The 21,183-nt window shown below is 59.4% G+C and carries 15 protein-coding genes; 8 read left to right on the plus strand and 7 right to left on the minus strand.

Annotated elements, in window-relative coordinates; all coding sequences use genetic code 11:
* Positions 1-281: 281 nt before the first annotated feature.
* The 6 genes from LAP85_23200 to LAP85_23225 all read right to left on the minus strand — a co-directional run bounded on the left by LAP85_23200 (position 282) and on the right by LAP85_23225 (position 7,931).
* Complete coding sequence (locus tag LAP85_23200) at positions 282-2,468, minus strand: DUF3488 and transglutaminase-like domain-containing protein (GenBank protein MBZ5499316.1); 2,187 nt, start codon at positions 2,466-2,468, stop codon at positions 282-284.
* Positions 2,465-3,682 (minus strand): DUF58 domain-containing protein, encoded by a 1,218-nt coding sequence (locus tag LAP85_23205; GenBank protein MBZ5499317.1) that lies wholly within the window; start codon positions 3,680-3,682, stop codon positions 2,465-2,467. Before LAP85_23205 ends, LAP85_23200 begins: the two co-directional genes overlap by 4 nt.
* 21 nt (positions 3,683-3,703) lie before the next feature.
* Positions 3,704-4,657 carry a MoxR family ATPase gene (locus LAP85_23210; GenBank protein ID MBZ5499318.1) on the minus strand — a complete coding sequence of 318 codons (954 nt, stop codon included), beginning with the start codon at positions 4,655-4,657 and terminating at the stop codon, positions 3,704-3,706.
* A 10-nt stretch (positions 4,658-4,667) separates the two neighbouring features.
* A complete protein-coding gene (gene ruvB, locus LAP85_23215; protein ID MBZ5499319.1) occupies positions 4,668-5,699 on the minus strand; it encodes a Holliday junction branch migration DNA helicase RuvB in 1,032 nt (343 codons plus the stop codon).
* Positions 5,700-5,722: 23 nt separating this feature from the next.
* Positions 5,723-6,328 (minus strand): Holliday junction branch migration protein RuvA, encoded by a 606-nt coding sequence (gene ruvA, locus LAP85_23220; GenBank protein ID MBZ5499320.1) that lies wholly within the window; start codon positions 6,326-6,328, stop codon positions 5,723-5,725.
* A gap of 313 nt (positions 6,329-6,641) precedes the next feature.
* Positions 6,642-7,931 carry a helix-turn-helix domain-containing protein gene (locus tag LAP85_23225; protein ID MBZ5499321.1) on the minus strand — a complete coding sequence of 430 codons (1,290 nt, stop codon included), beginning with the start codon at positions 7,929-7,931 and terminating at the stop codon, positions 6,642-6,644.
* 387 nt (positions 7,932-8,318) lie between these two features.
* Between LAP85_23225 and LAP85_23230 the strand changes: the two genes are divergently transcribed.
* The 7 genes from LAP85_23230 (at position 8,319) to LAP85_23260 (ending at position 17,869) form a co-directional block, all read left to right on the plus strand.
* Entirely contained in the window at positions 8,319-9,005 is a 687-nt protein-coding gene (locus LAP85_23230) for a response regulator transcription factor (GenBank protein ID MBZ5499322.1), read from the plus strand.
* Positions 9,006-9,099: 94 nt separating this feature from the next.
* The gene (locus LAP85_23235; protein ID MBZ5499323.1) at positions 9,100-9,762 is read left to right on the plus strand and encodes a response regulator transcription factor; all 663 of its coding nucleotides are present in this window, start codon (positions 9,100-9,102) and stop codon (positions 9,760-9,762) included.
* Between the two features lie 256 nt (positions 9,763-10,018).
* On the plus strand, positions 10,019-10,414 hold the full coding sequence (locus tag LAP85_23240) for a PilZ domain-containing protein (protein MBZ5499324.1): 396 nt from the start codon (positions 10,019-10,021) through the stop codon (positions 10,412-10,414).
* A 1,231-nt stretch (positions 10,415-11,645) separates the two neighbouring features.
* Positions 11,646-12,269, plus strand: coding sequence for a polysaccharide biosynthesis/export family protein (locus tag LAP85_23245; GenBank protein MBZ5499325.1), 624 nt, complete (start codon positions 11,646-11,648; stop codon positions 12,267-12,269).
* Positions 12,270-13,527: 1,258 nt separating this feature from the next.
* The gene (locus LAP85_23250) at positions 13,528-14,745 is read left to right on the plus strand and encodes a hypothetical protein (protein ID MBZ5499326.1); all 1,218 of its coding nucleotides are present in this window, start codon (positions 13,528-13,530) and stop codon (positions 14,743-14,745) included.
* Entirely contained in the window at positions 14,742-16,385 is a 1,644-nt protein-coding gene (locus LAP85_23255; protein ID MBZ5499327.1) for a hypothetical protein, read from the plus strand. The genes LAP85_23250 and LAP85_23255 overlap by 4 nt, the downstream gene beginning before the upstream one ends.
* A gap of 2 nt (positions 16,386-16,387) precedes the next feature.
* Positions 16,388-17,869: a CpsD/CapB family tyrosine-protein kinase gene (locus LAP85_23260; protein ID MBZ5499328.1), complete on the plus strand. Its 1,482-nt coding sequence runs from the start codon at positions 16,388-16,390 to the stop codon at positions 17,867-17,869.
* Positions 17,870-18,281: 412 nt separating this feature from the next.
* On the opposite strand, the gene LAP85_23265 is transcribed toward LAP85_23260, so the two are convergent.
* Positions 18,282-18,569 carry a hypothetical protein gene (locus LAP85_23265; GenBank protein MBZ5499329.1) on the minus strand — a complete coding sequence of 96 codons (288 nt, stop codon included), beginning with the start codon at positions 18,567-18,569 and terminating at the stop codon, positions 18,282-18,284.
* A gap of 214 nt (positions 18,570-18,783) precedes the next feature.
* Between LAP85_23265 and LAP85_23270 the strand changes: the two genes are divergently transcribed.
* The gene (locus tag LAP85_23270) at positions 18,784-20,940 is read left to right on the plus strand and encodes a TIGR03790 family protein (GenBank protein MBZ5499330.1); all 2,157 of its coding nucleotides are present in this window, start codon (positions 18,784-18,786) and stop codon (positions 20,938-20,940) included.
* Positions 20,941-21,183: the final 243 nt, after the last annotated feature.

The raw sequence follows: 21,183 nt of genomic DNA on the forward strand, positions 1-21,183 counted from the left end.
CCACGGGACAATGAATACTAGGCCTTCCGCCCGACTCGTTCAAGTGGCACCCCCGGGGACAAGCAGGATACCAAGACCGCCACGGCTCCCGAAGAGGCAGTTCAGGAGTCTCCCTGGCGTCCAGCCCGGAGTATTTATGGATGTGGGATCAAGATGCAGTTTTGGACGCGGAAAGACGCTGACCTTCGCCGACCGTTCGATCTCGGTCGGCGTGCAGGAACTTTTACCCGCGTCCAATTCTTTTGCTTTTCACGGGCGTGCGGCTCTGCTCCATGAATAATTCACGCCCGGCGGTTTTCTTTTTGCGGGGTGCGCAGCAACCGGAGCAACTCGCGCGCATTGGCGGCGTCGGCTTCCTGGGTCACCTTTCCGAAACGGACCCGATTGTAAAGAGCCGTGAGCGAAGCCAGAGCTGCGCCGAACGGCTCACCCGCGAGGTTCCGGGAAAACTCCAGAGGTGTCTGGCTGTTCCTTCGCTGCCAGCCATGGCTTTGCAGCACGTCGATGGCCTCCCCATAAAAGCTGATGACTTCCGCGCGCTGGTCCCTCCTGATGCGTGTGCGCCCCACCACGCGCCGAAGCCGGCGCATGAGCAGGCGTGGGCGCCTCGACAGGAACGCAACCGTCAGGAGAAGCGCCACCGTAAAGATTGCGAGGATTACCGGCAGGATGACGGCCCGTTGGGGCGAGTGCAGGCTGCTTAGCTGCGCGACGAAGCTCCGGCCGGCTGCGCCGGCATACTCCCGGGCCGACAGTTGGAAGGCTTGAAGCATACCACCCCCTGCCCGGATGAGGCGGGATTGCTTCCGCAGGTCATAGCTGACCACGTGCTCCGACCACCAGAGGTCGCAGGAATCCCCAAACCTCGTGATCGTCTTCCAGAATGCCGGCGTCTGAGGCTCCGATCCGGCCGGCGTGGGATCGAACTCAATCCAGCCGTAGGGGGGAAACCAGGCTTCGACCCAGCTGTGGGCGTTGTACTGGCGCACCGTCCAATGATCGGACAAGCTGTTATATTCTCCAGCTCGAAAGCCGTTGACCAAGCGCGACGGAATGCCGAGCTGCCGGAGCATGACGGCCATCGCCGTGGCGAAGTACTCGCAGTGTCCTCGACGCACATCAAAAAGAAACATTGCCAGCGGATCGGCGCTGTTCGGCGTGCCCTTGAGCTCGAGGCTGTATCCATACGCGGTGCGGAGGTAGCTCTCGAGCGCCCGAGCCTTGGCAAAGCCTGTTACCGCCTCGGCGGTCACGCGCTGTGCCAGTTCCGCTACGCGCGGGTCTTCCTGCGGCAGCTGGAGGCAGCATGCCTCGACCTCTCGCGGCGGCCTGCCGGAATGAGGCGCGATCAGCGCCGGATCGGGCCGGGTGATATCGGACACGACTGAATAGCGGATCGCGCTCTTTCTCTGCGTGAGCGAGTAGATGTTGTCGGAACCGTCGCGCTCGAGCCACCCCAGATCGGGCGAGACCGCCAGCACTTTGTGACTTCCGAAGACAATGTCCGTCGAGATCGGCTCCAGCAGGAACGTCTGCACCAGGACATTCGTTCCTTGCGTGGTTTGCTCCAGCTTGTAATAACCTGCCTGCGTTGGGATCCGATTGCGGTCGGAGCGGCTTCGGCTCCAGGACCTGCCGTCGAAATGGTCCAAAGCGATGCCGCGCCATTTCAAGTCAGGCGGCTGCTGCGCTAGGGGAGCATCGACTTGAACTTTCATCACCAGCTCGTTTGATTCCTGGATGCGGCCTATGTCTCCGAGTTCGACCGTTTCGGAGAAACCGCTGATGATCGCCGGCCGGCCGGCGGGGTAGTGATGGACCCCGAGGGATACCCGCGGAAGAAGAAAGAAGAGCGGAACCGCGAGGATAGCGATCGACACGGAAAACAGCAGCGTGAGAGCTCCCATGGCCTTCGAGGGAAAACCGGCGAAGAGCTCGAACCCGGTCCCTCTCAGGCTCCTGGGAATGACGACCGGCTGAATCACTCCGCCTTCCCGGGCACGCGCGCTGCTGCGCTTCATTTCGAACAGCGTGAGCGAGCTGAGAGCGGCACAGAGAAACAGAAACAGGCAAAGCAGGAATACAGCATGGCTGGTCAGCACCGCGGCTGTGAGGAGCACACCGAAGCTGAGAAGATAGAGATAGACGTTGTCTCGATCCTCCTGGCGGGTGAGGAGCTTGACGGCGGCAGCAAAGAGCATCAGGTGCAGCGTGCTCAACAAGAGTGAGTGCGAAAGCAGAATGAGGTCCAGGTACCAGGCCGGCAGACCCGCAAGCAGGACTCCCCGCCACGCCCAGGCCGGAAGGGCACGCCGGAGCCGGGCGGTATCGATGAACCAGCCGGCCAGGAGCACGGAGCCAAGCAGCGCGAGAACGATGGGATTGAGCGCCCCGGTCGCAGCGGCGGCCAGGAATCCCGATGCGACCAGGAGGTAGATGGACAGTTTGTAACAGCCAGCGAAGCTCATAGCTCGTCGAAATAGATCACATAGGAGGAGCGCCAGATTGACGCCGGGAAGGTTCCCCTCGGCCTCGAGGTCAGAAAGATCTTGAATACCTTGTCGGACATTATCCGCGCCAACTGATCTTTCTCCAGACCTGTAGAAAATTGCTTGTTCAAATCGGCTTCAGTCTCCGTCAAAGCCCGGCCGCCGGAATCTGCGCCGGCGGCAGGTTCGCATTTGACCACCGCGAGCGAGCGCAAGATGCGGTACAGGTGTTCGATGCCAGTGCCGCGCGCAACATATTCGCCGGGAGTGAGGTATTCGAACTCCGCGCCTTCGCGGACAAAATGCGCTGCCAGGCTGGCAGCAAGGGAGATCGCCCCCTCGAACTGATCTGAAGATTCAGCCTGCGGAGAGTGAATCGCCGTGTCCAGGATGAGGCAGAACTCGCTCTCTTCATCGCGCGCATACTCGCGCGCCATCAGCTTGCCTGTTTTGGCTGTCGCCTTCCAGTGGATCAGGCGCGCGCTTTCCCCTTCGCGATAGGTGCGGATCGCATAAAGACTCTCGCCCTGTCCGGGACGCTTCCCTTCCAGCCTTCCAGGCAAGAAGGGGAGCAGGTGGAAATCGGAGGAGATTTCGCGGATCGAAGGATAAACCAGGACCTCGCCACTCACAGAAACGCGCTCGCCACGGCAGAAAAATCCGAAAGGGAACCGGGTGGAGAGGCGTAGGCCGTCAAGGAGGTATTTGCCTCGGCGCGCAAAAGTTTGTGAGATCAGCTCTGCACGCGCCTCTCCGGGCGGAATCGCCGAAAAATAAGCCGGGTGGTGCAATACCGGGGTTTCTCCGCCGGCACGGGAAGGGGAATCGGAGTTCCAGAACTTGAGCATGCGGAAGAGCCCGGGGCGACGGCGGGTGCGGATGAGGGAGAGGTCCTCGACCAGGATCGAGAACGACGGGAACCACCGCTTCCGGTTCTTCAGTGAGATCTTGATGGAAACGGTTTCTCTTTCGAAAACATTCTGCGGCACCTGCAGGGAAACAAAAAGCGAACGCAACGAGAGGCGCGCGAAGATGCCGGAGGCGACCGCAGCCGAGAGAAGTGTCGCCAGGATCAGGTACAGGAGGTTGTTACCCGTGTTGACGGCGGCCAGCGCAATCAGGAAAACCGAAAGGATGTAAACGCTGCCTGCGCGCGTGATGCTGAAAGAAAAGGGGGAACGCCAGCGGCTCAAATCTACCTCCGGACGTCCGCATCAAAGCGGGATCTCGATGCCCTGAAGGATCTCAGCAAGGATTTCCTCGGCTTCTTCACTGCGTTTGCCGGGGGAGGCATACTTTGCGCTGACGATCACCCTGTGGGATAGTGCCGGCAGTGCCAGCCGCTTGATGTCGTCGGGAATGCAGTAGTCCCGCCCCTCGTAATAAGCGAGGGCCTGAGCCGCGCGATGAAGGGCCAGCGAGCCGCGCGGACTCACCCCGGCGAGCAGAAACTCGGAACGCCTCGTGGCCTCCACAATCGCCAGGATGTAGTCGAGCAGCGACTCATCCAGGCGGACCTCGGTCACGGCCTGTTGAACCTCGAGAATGTCACGGGCCTGCAGTACCGGCGCGATCTGCTCGACGCTCGGCCGGCCATTTGGCCGCCGCAGGATCTCCTTCTCCGCTTCGACCTCCGGATACCCCATGCGAATGCGCAACATGAAGCGATCGAGCTGGGATTCGGGCAGGGGATAGGTACCGTGGTGCTCGATCGGGTTTTGCGTAGCCACGACCATGAACGGACGAGGCAGGGAGTAGGTTTGGTTGTCGACGCTGATTTTCCCTTCGCTCATGGCTTCGAGCAGCGCGCTCTGGGTTTTGGGGGTCGTGCGGTTGATTTCGTCGGCCAGAACCACGTTCGCAAAGATCGGGCCGCGGCGAAACTCGAAGGCCTGCTCGGACTGGTTGAACACGGAAATGCCGAGGATATCCGAGGGCAGAAGATCGCTCGTAAACTGAATCCTGCGGAAGGTGCAATCGAAGGCCTGTGCCAGCGACCGTGCCAGCGTTGTTTTCCCCACGCCCGGCACATCCTCGATCAACAGATGGCCTTCGGCGAGCAGTGCTACCAGAGCCAGCTTGACTGGCTCGGATTTTCCCAGCACGACGGTTTCAATCGCCTGCTGCAGCTTGCGGAGCTTAGGTTCGAGATCAATGGCCGCGGACATGGTTCACCCTTCAAAACAGGTTCTTCTGGCTGCTGGGCGGCAGAATCTTGAAATGCTCGTATGCCTTGCGTGTAGCCATCCGCCCGCGCGGGGTTCGATCCAGGAAACCGATCTGGATGAGGTAGGGCTCGTAGATATCCTCGATCGAATCCTCGTCCTCGCTGATCGCGGCGGAGAGGGCGCCCACCCCCACGGGTCCGCCGTTGTATTTCTCCAGGATCGTGAGCATGAGCTTGCGATCGATCTCGTCAAACCCGTACGTGTCCACGTCCATCATGGTCAATGCGGCCATCGCCACGGGGCGCGTGATGCGGCCATCGGACTTGACCTCGGCGTAATCGCGCACGCGCCGGAGCAGGCGGTTCGCGATGCGCGGTGTGCCGCGGCAGCGCGAGGCAATCTCGTTCGCGCCGTGGTCATCGATTTCCACCCCGAGCAATGCCGCGGATTGATGGACAATGATCGCCAGCTCCTGGTGGCTGTAAAAATCCAGGCGATGGATGATCCCGAAGCGGCCGCGCAGGGGCGCGGTAATCAGGCCGGCGCGCGTCGTCGCCCCGATGAGCGTGAATCGTTGCAGCGGCATCTTGATGCTGCGGGCGCCCGGGCCCTCCCCGATCATGATATCGATGTAGAAGTCCTCCATCGCCGGGTAGAGGATTTCCTCGATGGCCGGATGCAGGCGATGGATTTCGTCGATGAACAGAATATCGTTTTTCTTCAGATTGGTCAGCAGGGCCGCCAGATCGCCCCGCTTCTCAATGACCGGCCCGCTGGTCGTCCGGATGTTCACGTTCATTTCGTTGGCGATCACCGTGGCCAGGGTCGTTTTTCCCAGCCCGGGCGGGCCATACAAAAGCACGTGGTCGAGCGCCTCCTTGCGCCTGGTCGCCGCCCGGATGCTGATTTCGATGTTTTCTTTGACTTTGTCCTGCCCGATGTACTGCTTCAGGTGCTGAGGACGGAGGCTCAGCTCAAAAGACTGCTCCTCGGTACGGGCGACCGGGCTCAGGAGAGTGTGGTGAGAACTCTGTTCCGTCATTGCAGTACGCCAGGTTGAGGCCGCTATCCGGCCAGCATTTGCAGTGTGTGCCTGAGCAGCCCCTCAAAGGAGCGCTCTATATTTCCAGAGCGGAGGACGGCCGCAAGTGCCTTCTCCGCTCCGGCCCTCGGATACCCCAGATTGACCAGGGCGGAGAGCACGTCTTCCTGCAGCCCACCGGCGCCGCGGGATGCGCCGGCCGCCCGCTGCTGCTCCGGCAACAGGAACGGCGTGATCTGGCTCTTCAATTCCAGGACCAGTCTCTCCGCAGTCTTCCGCCCGATCCCTGGGATTGCGGTGAGCCGCGTCAGGTTGCCGTCGGCAATCGCCTGCGCCAACTCCTCTACTTTGGCGCCGGACAGAATCGAGACGGCCAGCCTGGGGCCGATGCCGCTGATGGAGATTAGCTTGAGGAAGAGGTCCTTTTCCCGCTGCGTGCAGAACCCGAACAATGCGAGCGCATCCTCCCGCACGTGGGTGTGCACCTTGAGCGATATCTCGTTCCCTTCCTCGGGGAGCTCGTAGAAGCTCGTGAGCGGGATGGATACCTCGTAGCCGACCCCCTGGACGTCGACCAGGACCAGGTTCGGTTTCTTATGGAGAAGTTTGCCTCTGAGTTGACCTATCATTCGCAGACTGCCGCTTTCCTTAAAAACGGAGGTAAACATAACATAAAACCGAGGGAAGAATCATGCTCCTTGGATCGCGAAGCCAAATCGGGTGATGAGAAAGCATCTCAGGACGCGGAAGAACGCCTGCGGCGCGTCAAAAGCTCCTGCACGCGGACCAGGACCGTGCGGTCGGCGGCGGTCAGCGTTTTTCCGCGTCCAAAATCCAGGTTGGCCCGTGGCTAGATCCCGGATTTCATGCGTTTGGGTGTGCCTCGCAGACGAGGGACGATTCCGAAGATGACTCTTGAATGATTGTGCTGCGTGGTGAACCTTACTTCACACTCGCATTGCGTATGACGCGAACCCCCTTCTTTAACTCCTGCAACTCCTGGTCTGAAAAAGAGTGGTCAAGCGTGCCGGAGAGGGCGAGCTCCCGGTGAACTGCCCGGAAACGATCGCTCGCCTGAATGTCGATGACTGTCAGGTTCCCGTCCAGGACATAGGTGATCCTGCACCCCAGATCGTCCTTTTTCTCAACTGTCTCAATCCGGATGGTCCCCCCATGAACGCTCATCAGACCTGTAACGTCGTAGTCGTCAATCTTCTGGTTGATGCAGCTCCGTGGAAACAGCACAACCGCTTTTTCGCTTCCGCGCATGAATCCCTGAAGCTGATGCACGTCACCCGCAGGCTGGCTGGAGGCGCCGGCAACTTTGCGCGGATCCAGTACCACCAGCGTGGCTGATTTGTAACCGTTGTTGACGTCCGCCAGGAGGATCTCATCGACGCCATCCTGGTCCAGATCCATGGTGTCAATCAACCCCAGGAATCCCGAGTGCCAATACTCGCCAGTCACGTTCCCGTCGTGGTCGAGGATCACGAATTGATTTGGATAGTCTGAGAAGTGGTGACTCGTGACCAGAATCTCGTTTCTCCCATCCTTGTCCGGATCCGCAACCATGAAGTTTGCAATCAGAAAGGGAGGAGAAAAGGTCCTCTCCAGATCCGAAACGGTTCCATTTGTGGCAAAGTGCCATAGTTCCCGGCCTTTGTCGGAGAAGCATATCAGGGTGCATCCGGCCTCGTGCCTGTTGATGGGGTCGTACAGGAGGAGCGTTTCCGTCCTGCCATCCCCGTTAAGATCTCCAAACCACACGGGCGGCCGGGCGGTGGGTTCTGGAACATAGTGTGGGGCATAAACCGGTTCCGGCAATGGCGCCTTCCAGACAATGTTTCCTGCTGAGTCTGTGGCCACAAAAGTTTTGTAATCAAAGTGATAGCCGGCAGGCGGGCCGGGTTTGCCTGCGGCCAAGTAGCTCCGCGCTGAAATGGCCAATGCGATCAGCGCAAGAGCCGTCAATACCAAGGCATAACTCCTGAGGAATCTTACACTGGCGTACCAGGCAGTGCGCCCGTTCTCATGAATCAGCACCGCGGTTTTTTTCCAGTTCTCCAATTCCAGGGGGTCTGCCAAAACCCTGCCACGCGGCCCGGGCAGATGTTTAACAGGCAGGCCTTTCTCCTTTGCCCAGTTTTGGGCGGTGCGCTGGGAGATGCCGAGGTATTCAGCGATTTCCTTCCAGGTAGTCAGTGCTGGAGAGTTTCTATCATTGGTTGCCATAGTAATTTAAAGAACTCTCACTCACACCGGAAAGAATATTAACCAATGCAGCAAAAATTGACGAGCCGGGCCTCGTCAATGCCGCAGAGATACGAAATGCGAAACTTTGCGCTTGCCAGAAGTCTTAACTTAACATCTATTATATCATGGTAATTGGCCGGCCGTATTTACTTTCAGAATCTCAGTCGAGGAAGCTCTCCTGTTTGTGTGCCGGTGTGTTGCCATAGAGTAATTAACATTTTCTAATTCTAGTGGACTGTGGGGATAATTTCTCCTAAAATGGACCAGTAACGAGCGACTTATACGGTTCTCGTAAAATAAATAATCAACTCTGCTTTTAATGGTTTGTAATGGAGATTTGAGGGCGAGTCTCCCCCCGTCGGCCTCATGGATGAGAAGCGCTCCGTAATTCGCATTCTGTTAGCGGATGACCACTCGATCTTTCGTTCAGGATTGAGGTGTCTGCTCGAGCGGGAGCCTGATTTCCGGATCGTGGGTGAAGCTGCGGATGCGCAGGAGACCGCCAGGCTCGCGAGGGAGGGAAAGACCGACATCCTGCTGGTGAGCCTGCAGCTGCCGGGGCTGGCGCGCACGGATCACCTGAGGCGGCTTTATGGCGGCAGGCGGAAAGTGCGTGCCGTCGTGCTCGTCCCAGCAAGCGCCAGGGATGAGATCGCCGACATCTTCCAGCGCGGTGCGTCGGGTGTAGTGCTTAAGGATTCTGCTGCCGAGGTGCTGGTGCTGGGCATTCGCAGCGTCATGGCAGGCAATCTCTGGATCGGCACGCAGGCTGTCGCTCGGAACGGCAAGGGGCCGCGCAAGCTGCCGGATTTGTCGGGCACAAAGCCGCGCCTGAGGAAGTTCGGCCTGACCCGGAGGGAGCTGGAGATTGTGGCTGCGATCGTCTCCGGCTATTCGAACCGTGAGATCGCCAGGAAGTTCACTATCAGCGAAGACACGGTGAAGCATCACGCCACCAACATTTTCGACAAGGTCGGGGTGTGCAACCGCCTGGAACTGGCCCTGTTCGCCATTCATCATGGACTGGTGAAACAAGTATCGAGTGGCAGATGATTTGTAGCACGGAGGTGCTATACCCGTTTGACTCTCGTGCTATTGCGAAATGGTGCGGCTGCGTTTCAAATGAAGTCCTCCATTCAGGATCGATATGAGTGCTGATCGCCAGGGAATCCGGATTCTCGTTGTGGAGCAACACGCCATGTTTCGTGAAGCGCTGCGGAACCTGCTGGATCAGCAGCCGGGCCTTTGCGTCATCGGCGAAGCGGCCGATGGCAGGGAAGCAGTGGAGCAGGTGAACAAGCTCCATCCGGACATTCTGCTGCTGGATCTGATCACATCGTACCTGCCCGGGATGGAGGCCCTGCGCCGGGTTGCCGGGAACTCGCACCGGGTACGCACCATCGTTCTGGCCGACACCTCCGAAAAACATCACGTCGTCGAGGCGCTGAAGCTCGGGGCGCGCGGCGTGGTGCCCAAGCAAACAACCGCGCAACTCCTCGTCAAAGGCATCCGCGCCGTGGCTGCGGGTGAGTATTGGGTGGGGCACGACAGCATGTGTGACGTCATCGAATACCTCCAGACTCCTCCTGCGGCGGAATCCGAGGCGGCGAAAACCAACGGGCGCCATCTGACGGTGCGCGAGGTCGACGTCGTGAATTCGATCGTGGACGGTTACACCAACAAGGATATCGCGCTCAAGTTCCAGATCAGCGAGCAGACCGTGAAGCACCACCTGACGAACATCTTCGAGAAGGTCGGCGTCTCAAACCGCCTGGAACTCGCCCTCCACGCCATGCACCAGGACCTCTAGCCTGAATTCCTCACGAAGTTGCATAGCACGCCGATAAAAGCAGGGAATTGGCCGCTGACGGACGCGGGCAAAAGCTCCTGCACGCCGACAAGATCAAAACTGTCGGCGTTCGGCTGCGTCTGTCGGCGTCCGCCTGCATTTGTCTGCGTTCGTGTTTCAAATTCGGCACCTGCGTGCCACTCCGAGACCCTACTTGCGTGCCATTGCCGCGTGCGATAGTCTGATGATACGGTCCCGTTACCACTGGGAAACTCTGATGCGAGATCGGGAGCAAGCGCTCACTTATGCTCTTCTGAGCGGGTCCGAGGTCATGCCGCAGAACACCACGTCCCAAGCAAGCACACTGAAGCCGAGAGCTCAACGGTTTCCAATTCAAACGCCGTTGCGTTACCGTGAGAGCGGCGCAAGCGACTGGATCGACAGCCGGACCATCAATATCAGCCGGTCGGGTCTTCTGTTTCACGCGCCGGTCGCGCTCGCGCCCAAGACGATGCTCGAGATGCAGATTCTCTTTCCCTCCGAGATCACCGGGGGGAGCCCGGCGAACGTCGTCTGCCTGGGACCGGTTGTGCGCACAGAGCCATCCGCGGTGCCCGACGTTCATCCCTCCCTGGCGGCCGCCATCATGCAGTACCGCTTCAAGCGCAGCTGATTCACGAACAACAAAACCGCAGAGACATGCAGCCCCCGTCAGAAGTGCTTGCTGCGCCCGGACACTCTCACGGGCCGAGTGCTCTATGGGGATTCACCCACCTGAAGTCGCAGGCACAGCCTTGGGCGTTATGCCGGCCGCCGGCGTCCGTCGGCGTTCTTCCGCGTGCTGATCAACAGCCCTTTTCCATGTCCCGTTTCCCTGCACCCCGGCGCTGAGAGCCTAACCGGTTCTGATCAGGAGACTTCCTTCCATGCATCCGAAACCACCGTCGGAAACGCGGACACCGGCGATCCACCGGCAAAGCCGCGGCCGAATCCCGGCAATCGTGCCGGCTCAACGATAATTCTTTTATTCCCATATGCTTTTGCATTTGCGCACCGGAGCATGTCTTCCGGAGCGGGATTTGGCACAGGTGTTGCAAAAGAAAACATGAAGCAAGCACTAAAATAGATGGTACGAAACCATACGGAAGCGGAGGCAAGGCTGAAACAAAATTCCTATGCAGCACAGGCATAAGTAAGAGCGTGACAATTCGCGCTGTTTTCCTGATCGTCCTCTGTCACTCCCGCCCCGCGTGAGCTATGTCTTTCAGCTTGATGCGTCACTCGTAATCTGTCGTTTCGTCATCCGAAATGGCACTTGGGTGCCACCTGCGCCCCCACCCCCGGGCCATGGACACTCTCGCTGCGTCTCGCCTAGCATAGCCCCCATCGAGAAACCAGACCCTTAACCTCAACTTCCGCGGTCCTGACTAACGGAAGAGGCGCAATGTGCCTGAAAAAGGGTTCGCCGCTATCAGAAAGTGTGAGCCTTCTGCTTCTGGAAGCAGCTGCCCCAGGTGCCTGCGATCATCCTCCCGCGGAAAAGGCGGTTGCCTGCAACGATTGAAATCCTTGCAGGCCCGCCGGGGTCTGTGACCTGTCTCGTGCAACATTGGGCCATGAACCAGTCCGCTGGGAGTTCATGCCGACAAAGGTTTTAGCGGATCTCAACGGCAATCCCACCCCTGTGACTGACAGAGCGTGAGCTTTACCCAACCCAGATCCTTCATGAAGCCGGATGGCAAGCAGAAAGAAGCAGGGAATTGGCCGCCGACGGACGCGGTCAGCGCAGCGCTGACCGCTGCGGGGCGGCAAAAGCTCCTGCACGCTGACAAGACCAAAACTGTCGGCGCCCGGCGGCGTTTTTCCGCGTCCCAAAATCAATTGTCATTTTTCAGGTGATTACGATGAGAGAAATAATCAGCCGCCGGTTATGCAAATCCCTATTCTTCCTCGGCGTCCTTCTGGCCTTGCCTGTGGCGGTCGCGAAGCAGGACGCTCGCAAGCAGCAGGTCGACGCCGCAGCGCCTGCGAATAACCGTCCGGAGCCCCTGTACGTGATCCAGCCCAACGATGTTCTGGAGATCTTCGTCTGGAAAGAGCCGGAATTGACGCGCAAGGTCCTGGTCAGGCCCGACGGGCGGATTTCTTTCCCGCTCGTTCAGGACATGCAGGCCGCCGGCATCAGCCCGGGCGAGTTGAAAGACAAGATCGAGGGCAAGCTGAAGGAGTATCTGAACGCCCCCGCCGTCACCATCATCGTCGAAGCGATCCGGAGTTACGTAGTCTATGTCGTGGGCAAGGTGCAGAAACCGGGTGCCGTGGTCCTGGAAAAACAGGTGACGGTTTTGCAGGCCCTCGCCCTGGCCGGCGGCTTTCAGGATTTTGCCAAAGACTCGGAGATCACGGTCATCAGGAACCTGGGGAAAGAAAACGTCGTCTTCGAGTTCAACTACCGGGACGTGATCAAAGGCAGGCAGCCGGAACAGAACATCCTGCTGCGATCGGGCGATGTCGTAGTCGTCCCTTAGTGCGTGCTGAACCCACGGCCTCTGCCCGTGCGACCCTGGCAAGCTCAGCCATTCCAGCGAGCCGTGGATTACTACTAGCCCCGCAGGCCAGGCTTGTGATCATCCACAGCATGTCTCACGTTCCGTCGATCCGTGGATTGCTACTAGCCCCGCAGGCCAGGCTTGTGATCATCCACAGCATGTCTCACGTTCCGTCGATCTGTGGATTGCTACTAGCCCCGCAGGACAGGCTCGTGATCATCCACAGCATGTCTCGCGTTCCAGCGAGCCGTAGATTGCTACTAGCCCCGCAGGCCAGGCTTGTGGTCATCCACAGCATGTCTCGCGTTCCAGCGAGCCGTGGATTGCCACTAGCCCCGCAGGCCAGGCTCGTGATCATCCACAGCATGTCTCGCGTTCCAGCGAGCCGTGGATTGCCACTAGCCCCGCAGGCCAGGCTTGCGATCATCCACAGCGTGTCTCACGTTCCAGCGAGCCGTAGATTGCTACTAGCCCCGCAGGCCAGGCTTGTGATCATCCACAGCATGTCTCACGTTCCGACGAGCCGTGGATTGCCACTAGCCCCGCAGGCCAGGCTTGTGATCATCCACAGCATGTCTCGCGTTCCAGCGAGCCGTGGATTGCCACTAGCCCCGCAGGGGCGTCCGCAGTTTACAGCCCAGGCCGCAAGGCCTGGGATTGGACCGGAGCCCAAGGATGAGCCCTGACAGGGCGACACAGAAAAGGCGGGTGGGCTGCATCGCCCCTTTAGGGCTCCTTGTTGCGATCGCCTGGACCCAGGGCTTGCGCCCTGGGCTATTGGCTGCGGTCGCCCCTGCGGGGCTCGGGGAAGGTGCGCGGAACTGATGAGAAGATGATTGGGCGGGGATGCGAAGAATTTCAATCGGATCGGCCCCAACAGTGCGTTCTGATAGGTGGCTTGCGCCGCTTTGCCGAGCAAGCCAAAGATACGCCTTCCAGGCGTAGTCGCTTATAAAAAAAACGGGGAGTTCGCTGAGAACGCGGAGAAGACCGGTGAAATCGGCTTTGGTCGTTTGTCATCTGATGCTCTGGGTCGCTTTGGCTGCCATGTGCGAGGCGGGCTTGGCGCAGCTACAAAAAAAACGCGGAGTTCGCTGAGAACGCGGAGAAGACCGGTGAAATCGGCTTTGGTCATTCGTCATCTGATGTTCTGGGCCGCTTTGGCTGCCATGTGCCAGGCGGGCGTGGCTCAGCTACAAAAACAATGCGGAGTTCGCTGAGAATGCGGAGAAGACCGGTGAAATCGGCTTTGGTCATTCGTCATCTGATGCTCTGGGTCGCTTTGGCTGCCATGTGCCAGACGGGCCTGGCTCAGCGCAAGAACGTGCTCGGCACTCAGGTTGACTTTTTTGGCGGCGCGATGGAACAGCAGGGCGGAGCCGGCTTCAACTTTGCCACTCTCCAGAAGCGCATAATCCCGATTTTCGGAGTGTCTCCCGCGCTCAGGATAAGTTCCCAGGGTGCGAATTCGCAGCTGGATCTCACTTATGCTTTCATGTGGTTGCGGTCGAATAACCAATCGTCCCTGAACGTAATTCTCCATAATGCCGACATGAATTTCACGGCCCGGCTCAGCAGGAGTGCGCGTTTGCGGCTTGCGGAGAGGGCAAGCTCCTCCAACTTTTCCGCCTTCAATGTCTCCAGCGGCGCCGGTCTCAGTTCCGCGGACTTCCGCTATGCTTACGAACCGGCCCTGGCCAGGCGAGACAGCATCAGCAGCAATGCGAACGCCGGTCTCGATCTGGATGTAGGCCCCGCATCGTACCTGACCTTCGCCGCTTCCTCGTCCTACCTCCGTTACGGGAACATCGCGTCATTCGGCGGCCGGCTTTCGAACCAACTCAGATTCGAAGGGAACCTCGCCTACTCGCGCAAGCTGAGCGGCCACCATACCTGGCATGTCAAATACACGATTGCGCAAAACCGCTTCACGAATTACGGAAATGCCCGCACTCACAGTGCGGAGATGGGCCTTTCTCTCACTCTTAGTCCAACCGCGACTCTTGCGCTCGAAGCCGGCCCCACCTTAACTCAGAGCCGGGCATCAAACCGGGATTCCTTAGGCTACCGCGCATCGGCGAGCTTTTCGAAAATCATCAACGCCAACCGGCTGTCGCTGCACGCCTCGCACAGTTCGGGCGACAGCACCGGCATGGGTTCAGTCTCGGACATCGACAATGCGGGTCTCGCCTTTTCCCGCATCTTCGGAAAAAGGACGATGATCGACGCAAATCTTTCGGCATTCCGGGGCAAGGGCAGGCTGGACAATCCCTACAGTACCCGAGGCTACTACGGCGCGACGTCCCTTGCATTTATGCTAAATCCCCATTTGTTTCTGATCTGCGGCGGCAGTTACCGGAAAAACGAGGGCGCTGCCCTCCTGAACTCGACGTACGGGCTTCTTTACCTCTCGATTCGCTTCAGTGCTCCCGGGCTTTGGCGAGGTTCACGATGAAAAAAGCAAGACTGCGTGGCCTGCAAGACTATCTGGCGCTCATCGTACGCCGGCGCTGGTGGGTCATCATCACCTTCGTCGCTCTCTCGGCGCTCACGGTTCTCATTTCCATGCTGTTTCCCAAGGTCTACCTGTCGGAAACCATGATCCTGATCCAGCCGCGCGACGTGCCCACGGATTTCGTCAAGGACCTGATCGCCGGCAGCACCGATCAGCGCCTGAGCTCGATTGAGCAGACAATTCTCAGCCGGACCAACCTGCTGAAGATTCTCAACGAGTTCGAAGACCGCCTGGTGGCATTTCGCGGCCTTAACGACGACCGCAAAGTCCTCAAGCTGAAACAACAGATAAAGATCGATTTTTATTCCGAGCGCCGCAACGGCGTATATCTCCCCACCACGAGCTTCCGCATCTCATATCGCGATCGGAATCAGGAGCTGGCACAGAAGATCACGGCCCGGCTGGCTTCGCTGTTCATCGAGCAGGACAACCGCGCCCGCGAAGACCAGGTCTTCGGCACGACCACCTTTCTTTCCGGCGAGCTGAACAAGGTCGCCGACCAGCTGAAGCAATCGGAAGACAGGCTCAAGACCTTAAAAGAACGTTTCCGCTATGAGCTGCCCGGCGAGCTCGAGACCAACCTTCGCACCCTGGACCGCCTCCAGCTCCAGAAGACCTCCAATCTCGAAGCCCTGGACCGTCACCTGAGTTTGCAGATGACACTCGAGCGGCAGATCTCGGAAACGCCGCCGATGATAGCCCGCGACGTCCCGGGCAAAGCGGTCGTGGCAGCCGTTCCGGTCCGCAATCCGCTCGTGGAGAAATACCTGACCAAGGAGCGGGAATACAAGGAACTGCTCGTAAAGGCGACCGCGAAATATCCTGACGCCCAACGGCTCAAGGACGAGCTGGATCAGCTGAAAAAGGAAATTCCACCGGAGGATCTGGCAACAGCCCGGCAGACGGTCACCGACGAGGAGTCTGCGGTTACGGCTCCCAACCCGGTTTACCAGAGCCTCACCTCTCAGCTGCGCCAGGTAAAGACCGAAATCGAGATCCGCGAGAAGGAAAAGAAAACGATCGAGGCCGAGATGGAGCGTTACACGCAGCGCATCCAGAACACCCCGGGCGTCGAGCAGGAGATGGCCGCCGCGCTGCGGGCGAACGCGGATTTGACCAAACAACACACAGACCTCAAAGAGAAGCTGGATCAGGCCAAACTGGCGGAGAGCCTCGAAAGCAATCAGAAAGGATCCCAGTTCATCATCGTTGACCAGGCCAATTACCCGCTGGAGCCGATCACACCGGCGGCGCGCGTAATCGTTCTGATCGGATGGGCGATCAGTCTTGCGGTCGGGGTTGTGGTCGCCTGGATCGTCGATGGCTTGAATCAGATGGTGTGGACCCAGCGCGAGCTCGAGAGGCTGCTCGAGACGCCGGTGCTGGTCGAGATTCCCACGCTGGTCTCGGTATCCGACATCATACGCGCGCGCAGAAGGAGGCTGGCGCACGCCGTGCTGCTTGTCCTGTCTGCCGGGGTCTACCTGGGAGGGCTTTATTATCTCTACCTGAAGCAGTCTGCTCTCCTGCGTCTCCTCGATCCGCTCATCGAAAAGCTTACGGAAAGGATCACGAGCTAGCAATGCCCAACCCAGACGAACTTCTCGATAGAATCTGCCGCATCCAGAAGGATGGGGAAACCGGGTCTCTCTTACTCGAAAAGGGCGAAAAGGAGATCAAGGTCTATTTTCGTGAAGGGCTCATCAGCGCGGCCGCCACAAATGTCGCGCAACTGCAGCTGGGCCGGTTTCTGTCAAAGCTCGCGCATGTCGACGATTCCGATGTCGATCTCGTGCTGAAGGAAGCGCGCCGCCGGCGCATTCCGGTGGGAAAAGCCGCGGTACGCAGGAAGCTGCTCGAGGGAACAGAGCTGGAGGGCCTCGTTCGGGAGCAGATCGTTCAGGCACTGGCGCACGCGCTCGACAACGATTTCGAGATCCGGTCGTTCAAGCACACCTCGGATTCCTTTTTCATGCCTGCGCGGCTCGACCTCAACCGCCTGCTTCTCGAGCTGGCCAGGGTCAACCTCCAGCCGTTCAATCTGGAGCCCAGCCGGCGCATCGCCCTTACCAACGGAAAAGGCTGTTCCGGTCTTCCCTGGTATCCGCAGGAACTTTCCGTACTGAACGAGCTTACGCTGCCGCGGACGATTCAGGAGCTCGCTGCGGCCACCGGCCTGGATTATACGCGTCTCGGCAAGGTCCTGTGCGTGTTCAACTCCCTGCATCTGATTTCGCTTGTGGAGAACACTCCCAGCGATGAGACGGCCCTCGTCATCCGCGAGAGCTTCCCCTTCGAGCGTCTGACGCCCGAAATCCGCAAGGCCGGCCTGAGTGATAAGCTCGAGACCCTGCTCAACGAATCTTCCTTCGTCAGCGAGCAGTTCAAGACCCTCAAGGTCCGTCTCAGCGAAGCCTCCTCCGACCGGCCGCTCCGCGTCATCACGGTTTCGAGCCCTCACACCCAGGACGGCAAGTCGCTGATCAGCGTGAACCTTGCCGCTTCATGTTCCAGGGATCCGGGCCGGCGCATCATCATCGTCGATTGCGATCTGAGAAACCCGAGCCTGCACCAGTTCCTCGGGACTTCCCTCGAGCCTGGATTGCTCGGCTACCTGGAGGGCGATTACCTCCAGCCCTATTGCTACATGCGGCGCTGCGAAAGGCTCTATTTTCTGACCGCCGGGGGTGTTGCGCCCAATCCCGTCGAGCTGCTGTCACTCGAGAAGATGCAGAAGCTGATCCAATACCTGAAAATCGAGTTTGACACCATCATCCTCGATTCACCCCCCTTCGCCCCGATCTCGGATGCGCAGCTCCTGACGTCTTTGTCCGACGGCCTGATCCTGGTCGTCCGCTGCGGCCGGACTTCGTACAGCAGCATCGAGAAAGCTTTCCGGAACCTGGACCGCAACAAGCTGGTCGGCGTGGTCCTGAACGACGTCAAGCCGATGATGTTCAACACCCAGTACGACTACAAGTACTACCACTACAAAAGCCGGGATCGTTACCCCTACGGCAAGCGCAAACTTGCTCCCCACCCCAAAACCTATCTGGAACAATGATAATAAGATGAAGGGGGCTATCCACTTCGCTCTCGTAGGTACAACCTGTCGTGGCCAGTTCCCTATGTCTTCTCTGCTTTGGCGTGTTCAATGGCTTCCGGAGGCCGATTACGCGTGGCTGCATGATCTTCACCCAGATCGCCGACTTCCTTGGGCCGTTGGCGCCGGGCTCTGGCGCAATTCTGAAGCGCCGTGACCGTTAGCTCAAGCGGGGGGAGGGCCCAAACCACAAGGCCTTGTGGTTACGAGAGTGAAGTGGATAGCCCCTTAAGATGAATTTGGGGACGCGGATGAACGCTGACGAACGCGGGCGCCACGAAGGAAAAGATCGCCGTCTGTCAGGAATGGCGCTTAATTAAGGAAATAGGGTGCGACCCTGGCGGGCTCAGCCATTCCGACGAGCCATCGGTTGCTACAATCCCCGCAGCCGTTGGCGCCCGCAGCCGTTGGCCTCCGCAGCCGTTGGCGCCCGCAGCCGTTGGCGTCCGTAGCCGTTGGCGCCCGCAAGCCGTTGGCGTCCGTAGCCGTTGGCGCCCGCAAGCCGTTGGCGTCCGTAACCGTTGGCGTCCGCAAGCCCTGGAAGGGCGGCCGTAGTTTTCAGCCCAGGGCGCAAGCCCTGGGATAAGGCGCAAATGATGGATGAGCCCTGTAAGGGCGATGCAGGAACGCCTGCAATGCCCCGATTACAAGGACCTGGCATCGCCCTTACAGGGCTCTCTTTGTTAACGGCTCCCCATTCCCAGGGCTCACGCCCTGGGCTGCGGCTGCGGACGCCCCTTTCGGGGCTTAAGCCCTTGCTCCTGGTACGCTCAAGACGATTCCAATCACCCTTATTTAAGCGCCATTCGTGTCTGTCAGCGTTGCTTCGCGTCCTGGCGCCTTCGCGGTTGCTCTTGCTTTTCTTCGTTTTTCATATGCAACTCCCGCGCTGCGTGGCACAGTCCCCGGATAACGTCCTGCTGGTGGTCAACGACAACAGCGAGGATTCCAAAGCGATCGCGCGTTACTATGCCGAGAAGCGAAAACTGCCTGCTGCCAACATCTGCCGGCTCCGCACCACCGAATCCGACACCATCTCGCGCGACACCTTCGAGCGCGAGATCCTCCGCCCCGTGGCCGATCACCTCCGTTCCCAGGCCCTTCAGGATCAAATCCTGTACATCGTCACCACACGTGGCCTGCCGCTGGTCGTCGACGGCAACGCGAGCCCGATCGGAGACCTTGCCTCCGTCGATACGGAGCTGGCCCTGGTTTACCGCTACCTGGTAATGGGAAGCTTCCCCTATCACGGCCGGGTCGAGAATCCGTATTTCGCTGTTGAATTCAACCGCGAGAATTTCCGGCCTTTTGTGCGCCGTGACTACGACATCTACCTGGTGACGCGCCTGACCGGTTCATCGGCCGTCCACGCCATCCTGCTCGTGGACCGCGCTCTGGCAGCAGAAGCAAACGGGGATTTCTATTTCGATCTGGCTTCCGCGCAGCAGTCCGCCGAAGCCGATTGGACTCAGCAGGCGGCCGCGGCGTTGAAGGAAGCGGGTCGCAAGGCTACCGTGGACAACACCGGCAAGGTTCTCGATAACCTGGCAGCGGTTCAAGGCTACCTCAACCAGGGTTCGGCTGATATGAACCTGGCCGGCCGCATCCCGCAGATCCAATGGAGCCCGGGAGCCCTCGCGACCGTTCTCGACAAGGTCACGGCCAGGATCTGGCGCGGGCAGAACCGGGATCAGGATGCAGGATCGCTGGCCGCGCGCTTCGTCGAGAGCGGTGTGACCGGATTCGTCGGATATGTGGCCGATCCGACGCCGGACGGCTACATCCGTCCCCAGATCCTCTTTCCGGCCTACGCCGCCGGTTACAACCTGGCGGAAGCCTGTTATGCCGCGTCGCGCTACCTCAGTTGGCGTGAGATCGTCATCGGGGACCCGCTGGCATCACCCTACTCAAAAAACTCTGCGCGCCAGCGGAGCGACCTGGCGGCAGCTTTCCACCCCGGGATCGACAAGGAAACAGGTCTTCCCGAACATTTCTCCCAGCGCCGTCAGCTCAACCTGACCCAGAAATACTCGACCGGCCGCGAAGCGGTGGTCGGGCTGCTCAAGGCGGAGGCGGCCGCCGGCAGGGGAGACGATGCCGGCGCGCTGGCGCTGATTGACAAGAGCCTCGAACAGGATCCCTATATCGCGGAATCGCACCTACTGAAGGCCCAGCTCCTGGAACGCGGCCAGGATTTCGTCCGCTCATTCGATGATTACAGGAAGGCTCTCGAGCTTGGCCAGAACAGCCGCGAGATGCACTTGAAGCTGGCCCGGCTGGCCCTCGACAAGCTGAGAGATCCCGGGAAAGCGGCTCCATTCACCCTGTGGCTTTATAGCCGCTACGGAAAAGCGGATCCGGAGCTGGCCATGCTCTACGCCGATGTGGAGATGCAAAACGGCAGGCCCGACGAGGCCAAGACTGTTTATCAGCGCCTGGTCAGCGAACTCAATCCGCCGCCGGCGCTTGCCCTGGCGGGTCTCGGCCGCATTCAATTTGAGCAGAGAAACTTCGACCAGGCGAAAGACCTCCTGACCCGGGCGCTGGAGCTCAACCGTGATGAATCGAAGGCATCCACGGATCATCAAGATTCCGGAATGCGCTTGGATGAAGAGGAGGTTCGCCGCCTTCTGCAAAAGGCCACATCACAGCCGGCGAAGCCAAAGGATGGCGTCTCGGTGACGGTGGGCACTCCTGAAACAAAGAGTGACGGCAAAACCTATCCCGTGCGCATCATCAGCCAGAGCGAGATCCCATACCCCTTTGTCGCGCATCTCAACAAGGTCGAAGGCCAGGTAGTCGTCGCTCTGTTGATCGACGAGATGGGGCAGGTAATGAAGGGGATGATCGTCAGCGGCGACCGGAGGCTGGCCAAAGCCGTGATCGATTCTGCCAAACTTTGGCGCTTTGAACCCAGGATGGAAAACGGCCGTGCCGTAACCAGCTGGTACACCCTCCCGGTCAACTTCAAGCTGACCAAGAAGCCCCCCGACGCCAAACGCCTCCCGCTCGAACATCAGGTAGGATCATGAAATACACTGACAATAATGAAAGATCCCAGCCCCGACGGGGCGGAAGCAGCCTAGCCCCGGGCGTGAGCCCGGGGTTGGAAGCAAATGAAGAAGGAGCCCTGAAGGGCATGCGCGTCAAGTTAAGGAGAGCCAGCTGTTTTCCGCAGGATCGCTTCCATTGCGGAGACAAAGTTGGGGCGATTCCGTTTGTCATAGGTGCAGTATCGCTGTACGGCTCTGCATAACTTTGGCGATGCGACCTTG

Source organism: Terriglobia bacterium (assembly GCA_020072565.1).
Taxonomy (GTDB): domain Bacteria; phylum Acidobacteriota; class UBA6911; order UBA6911; family UBA6911; genus JAFNAG01.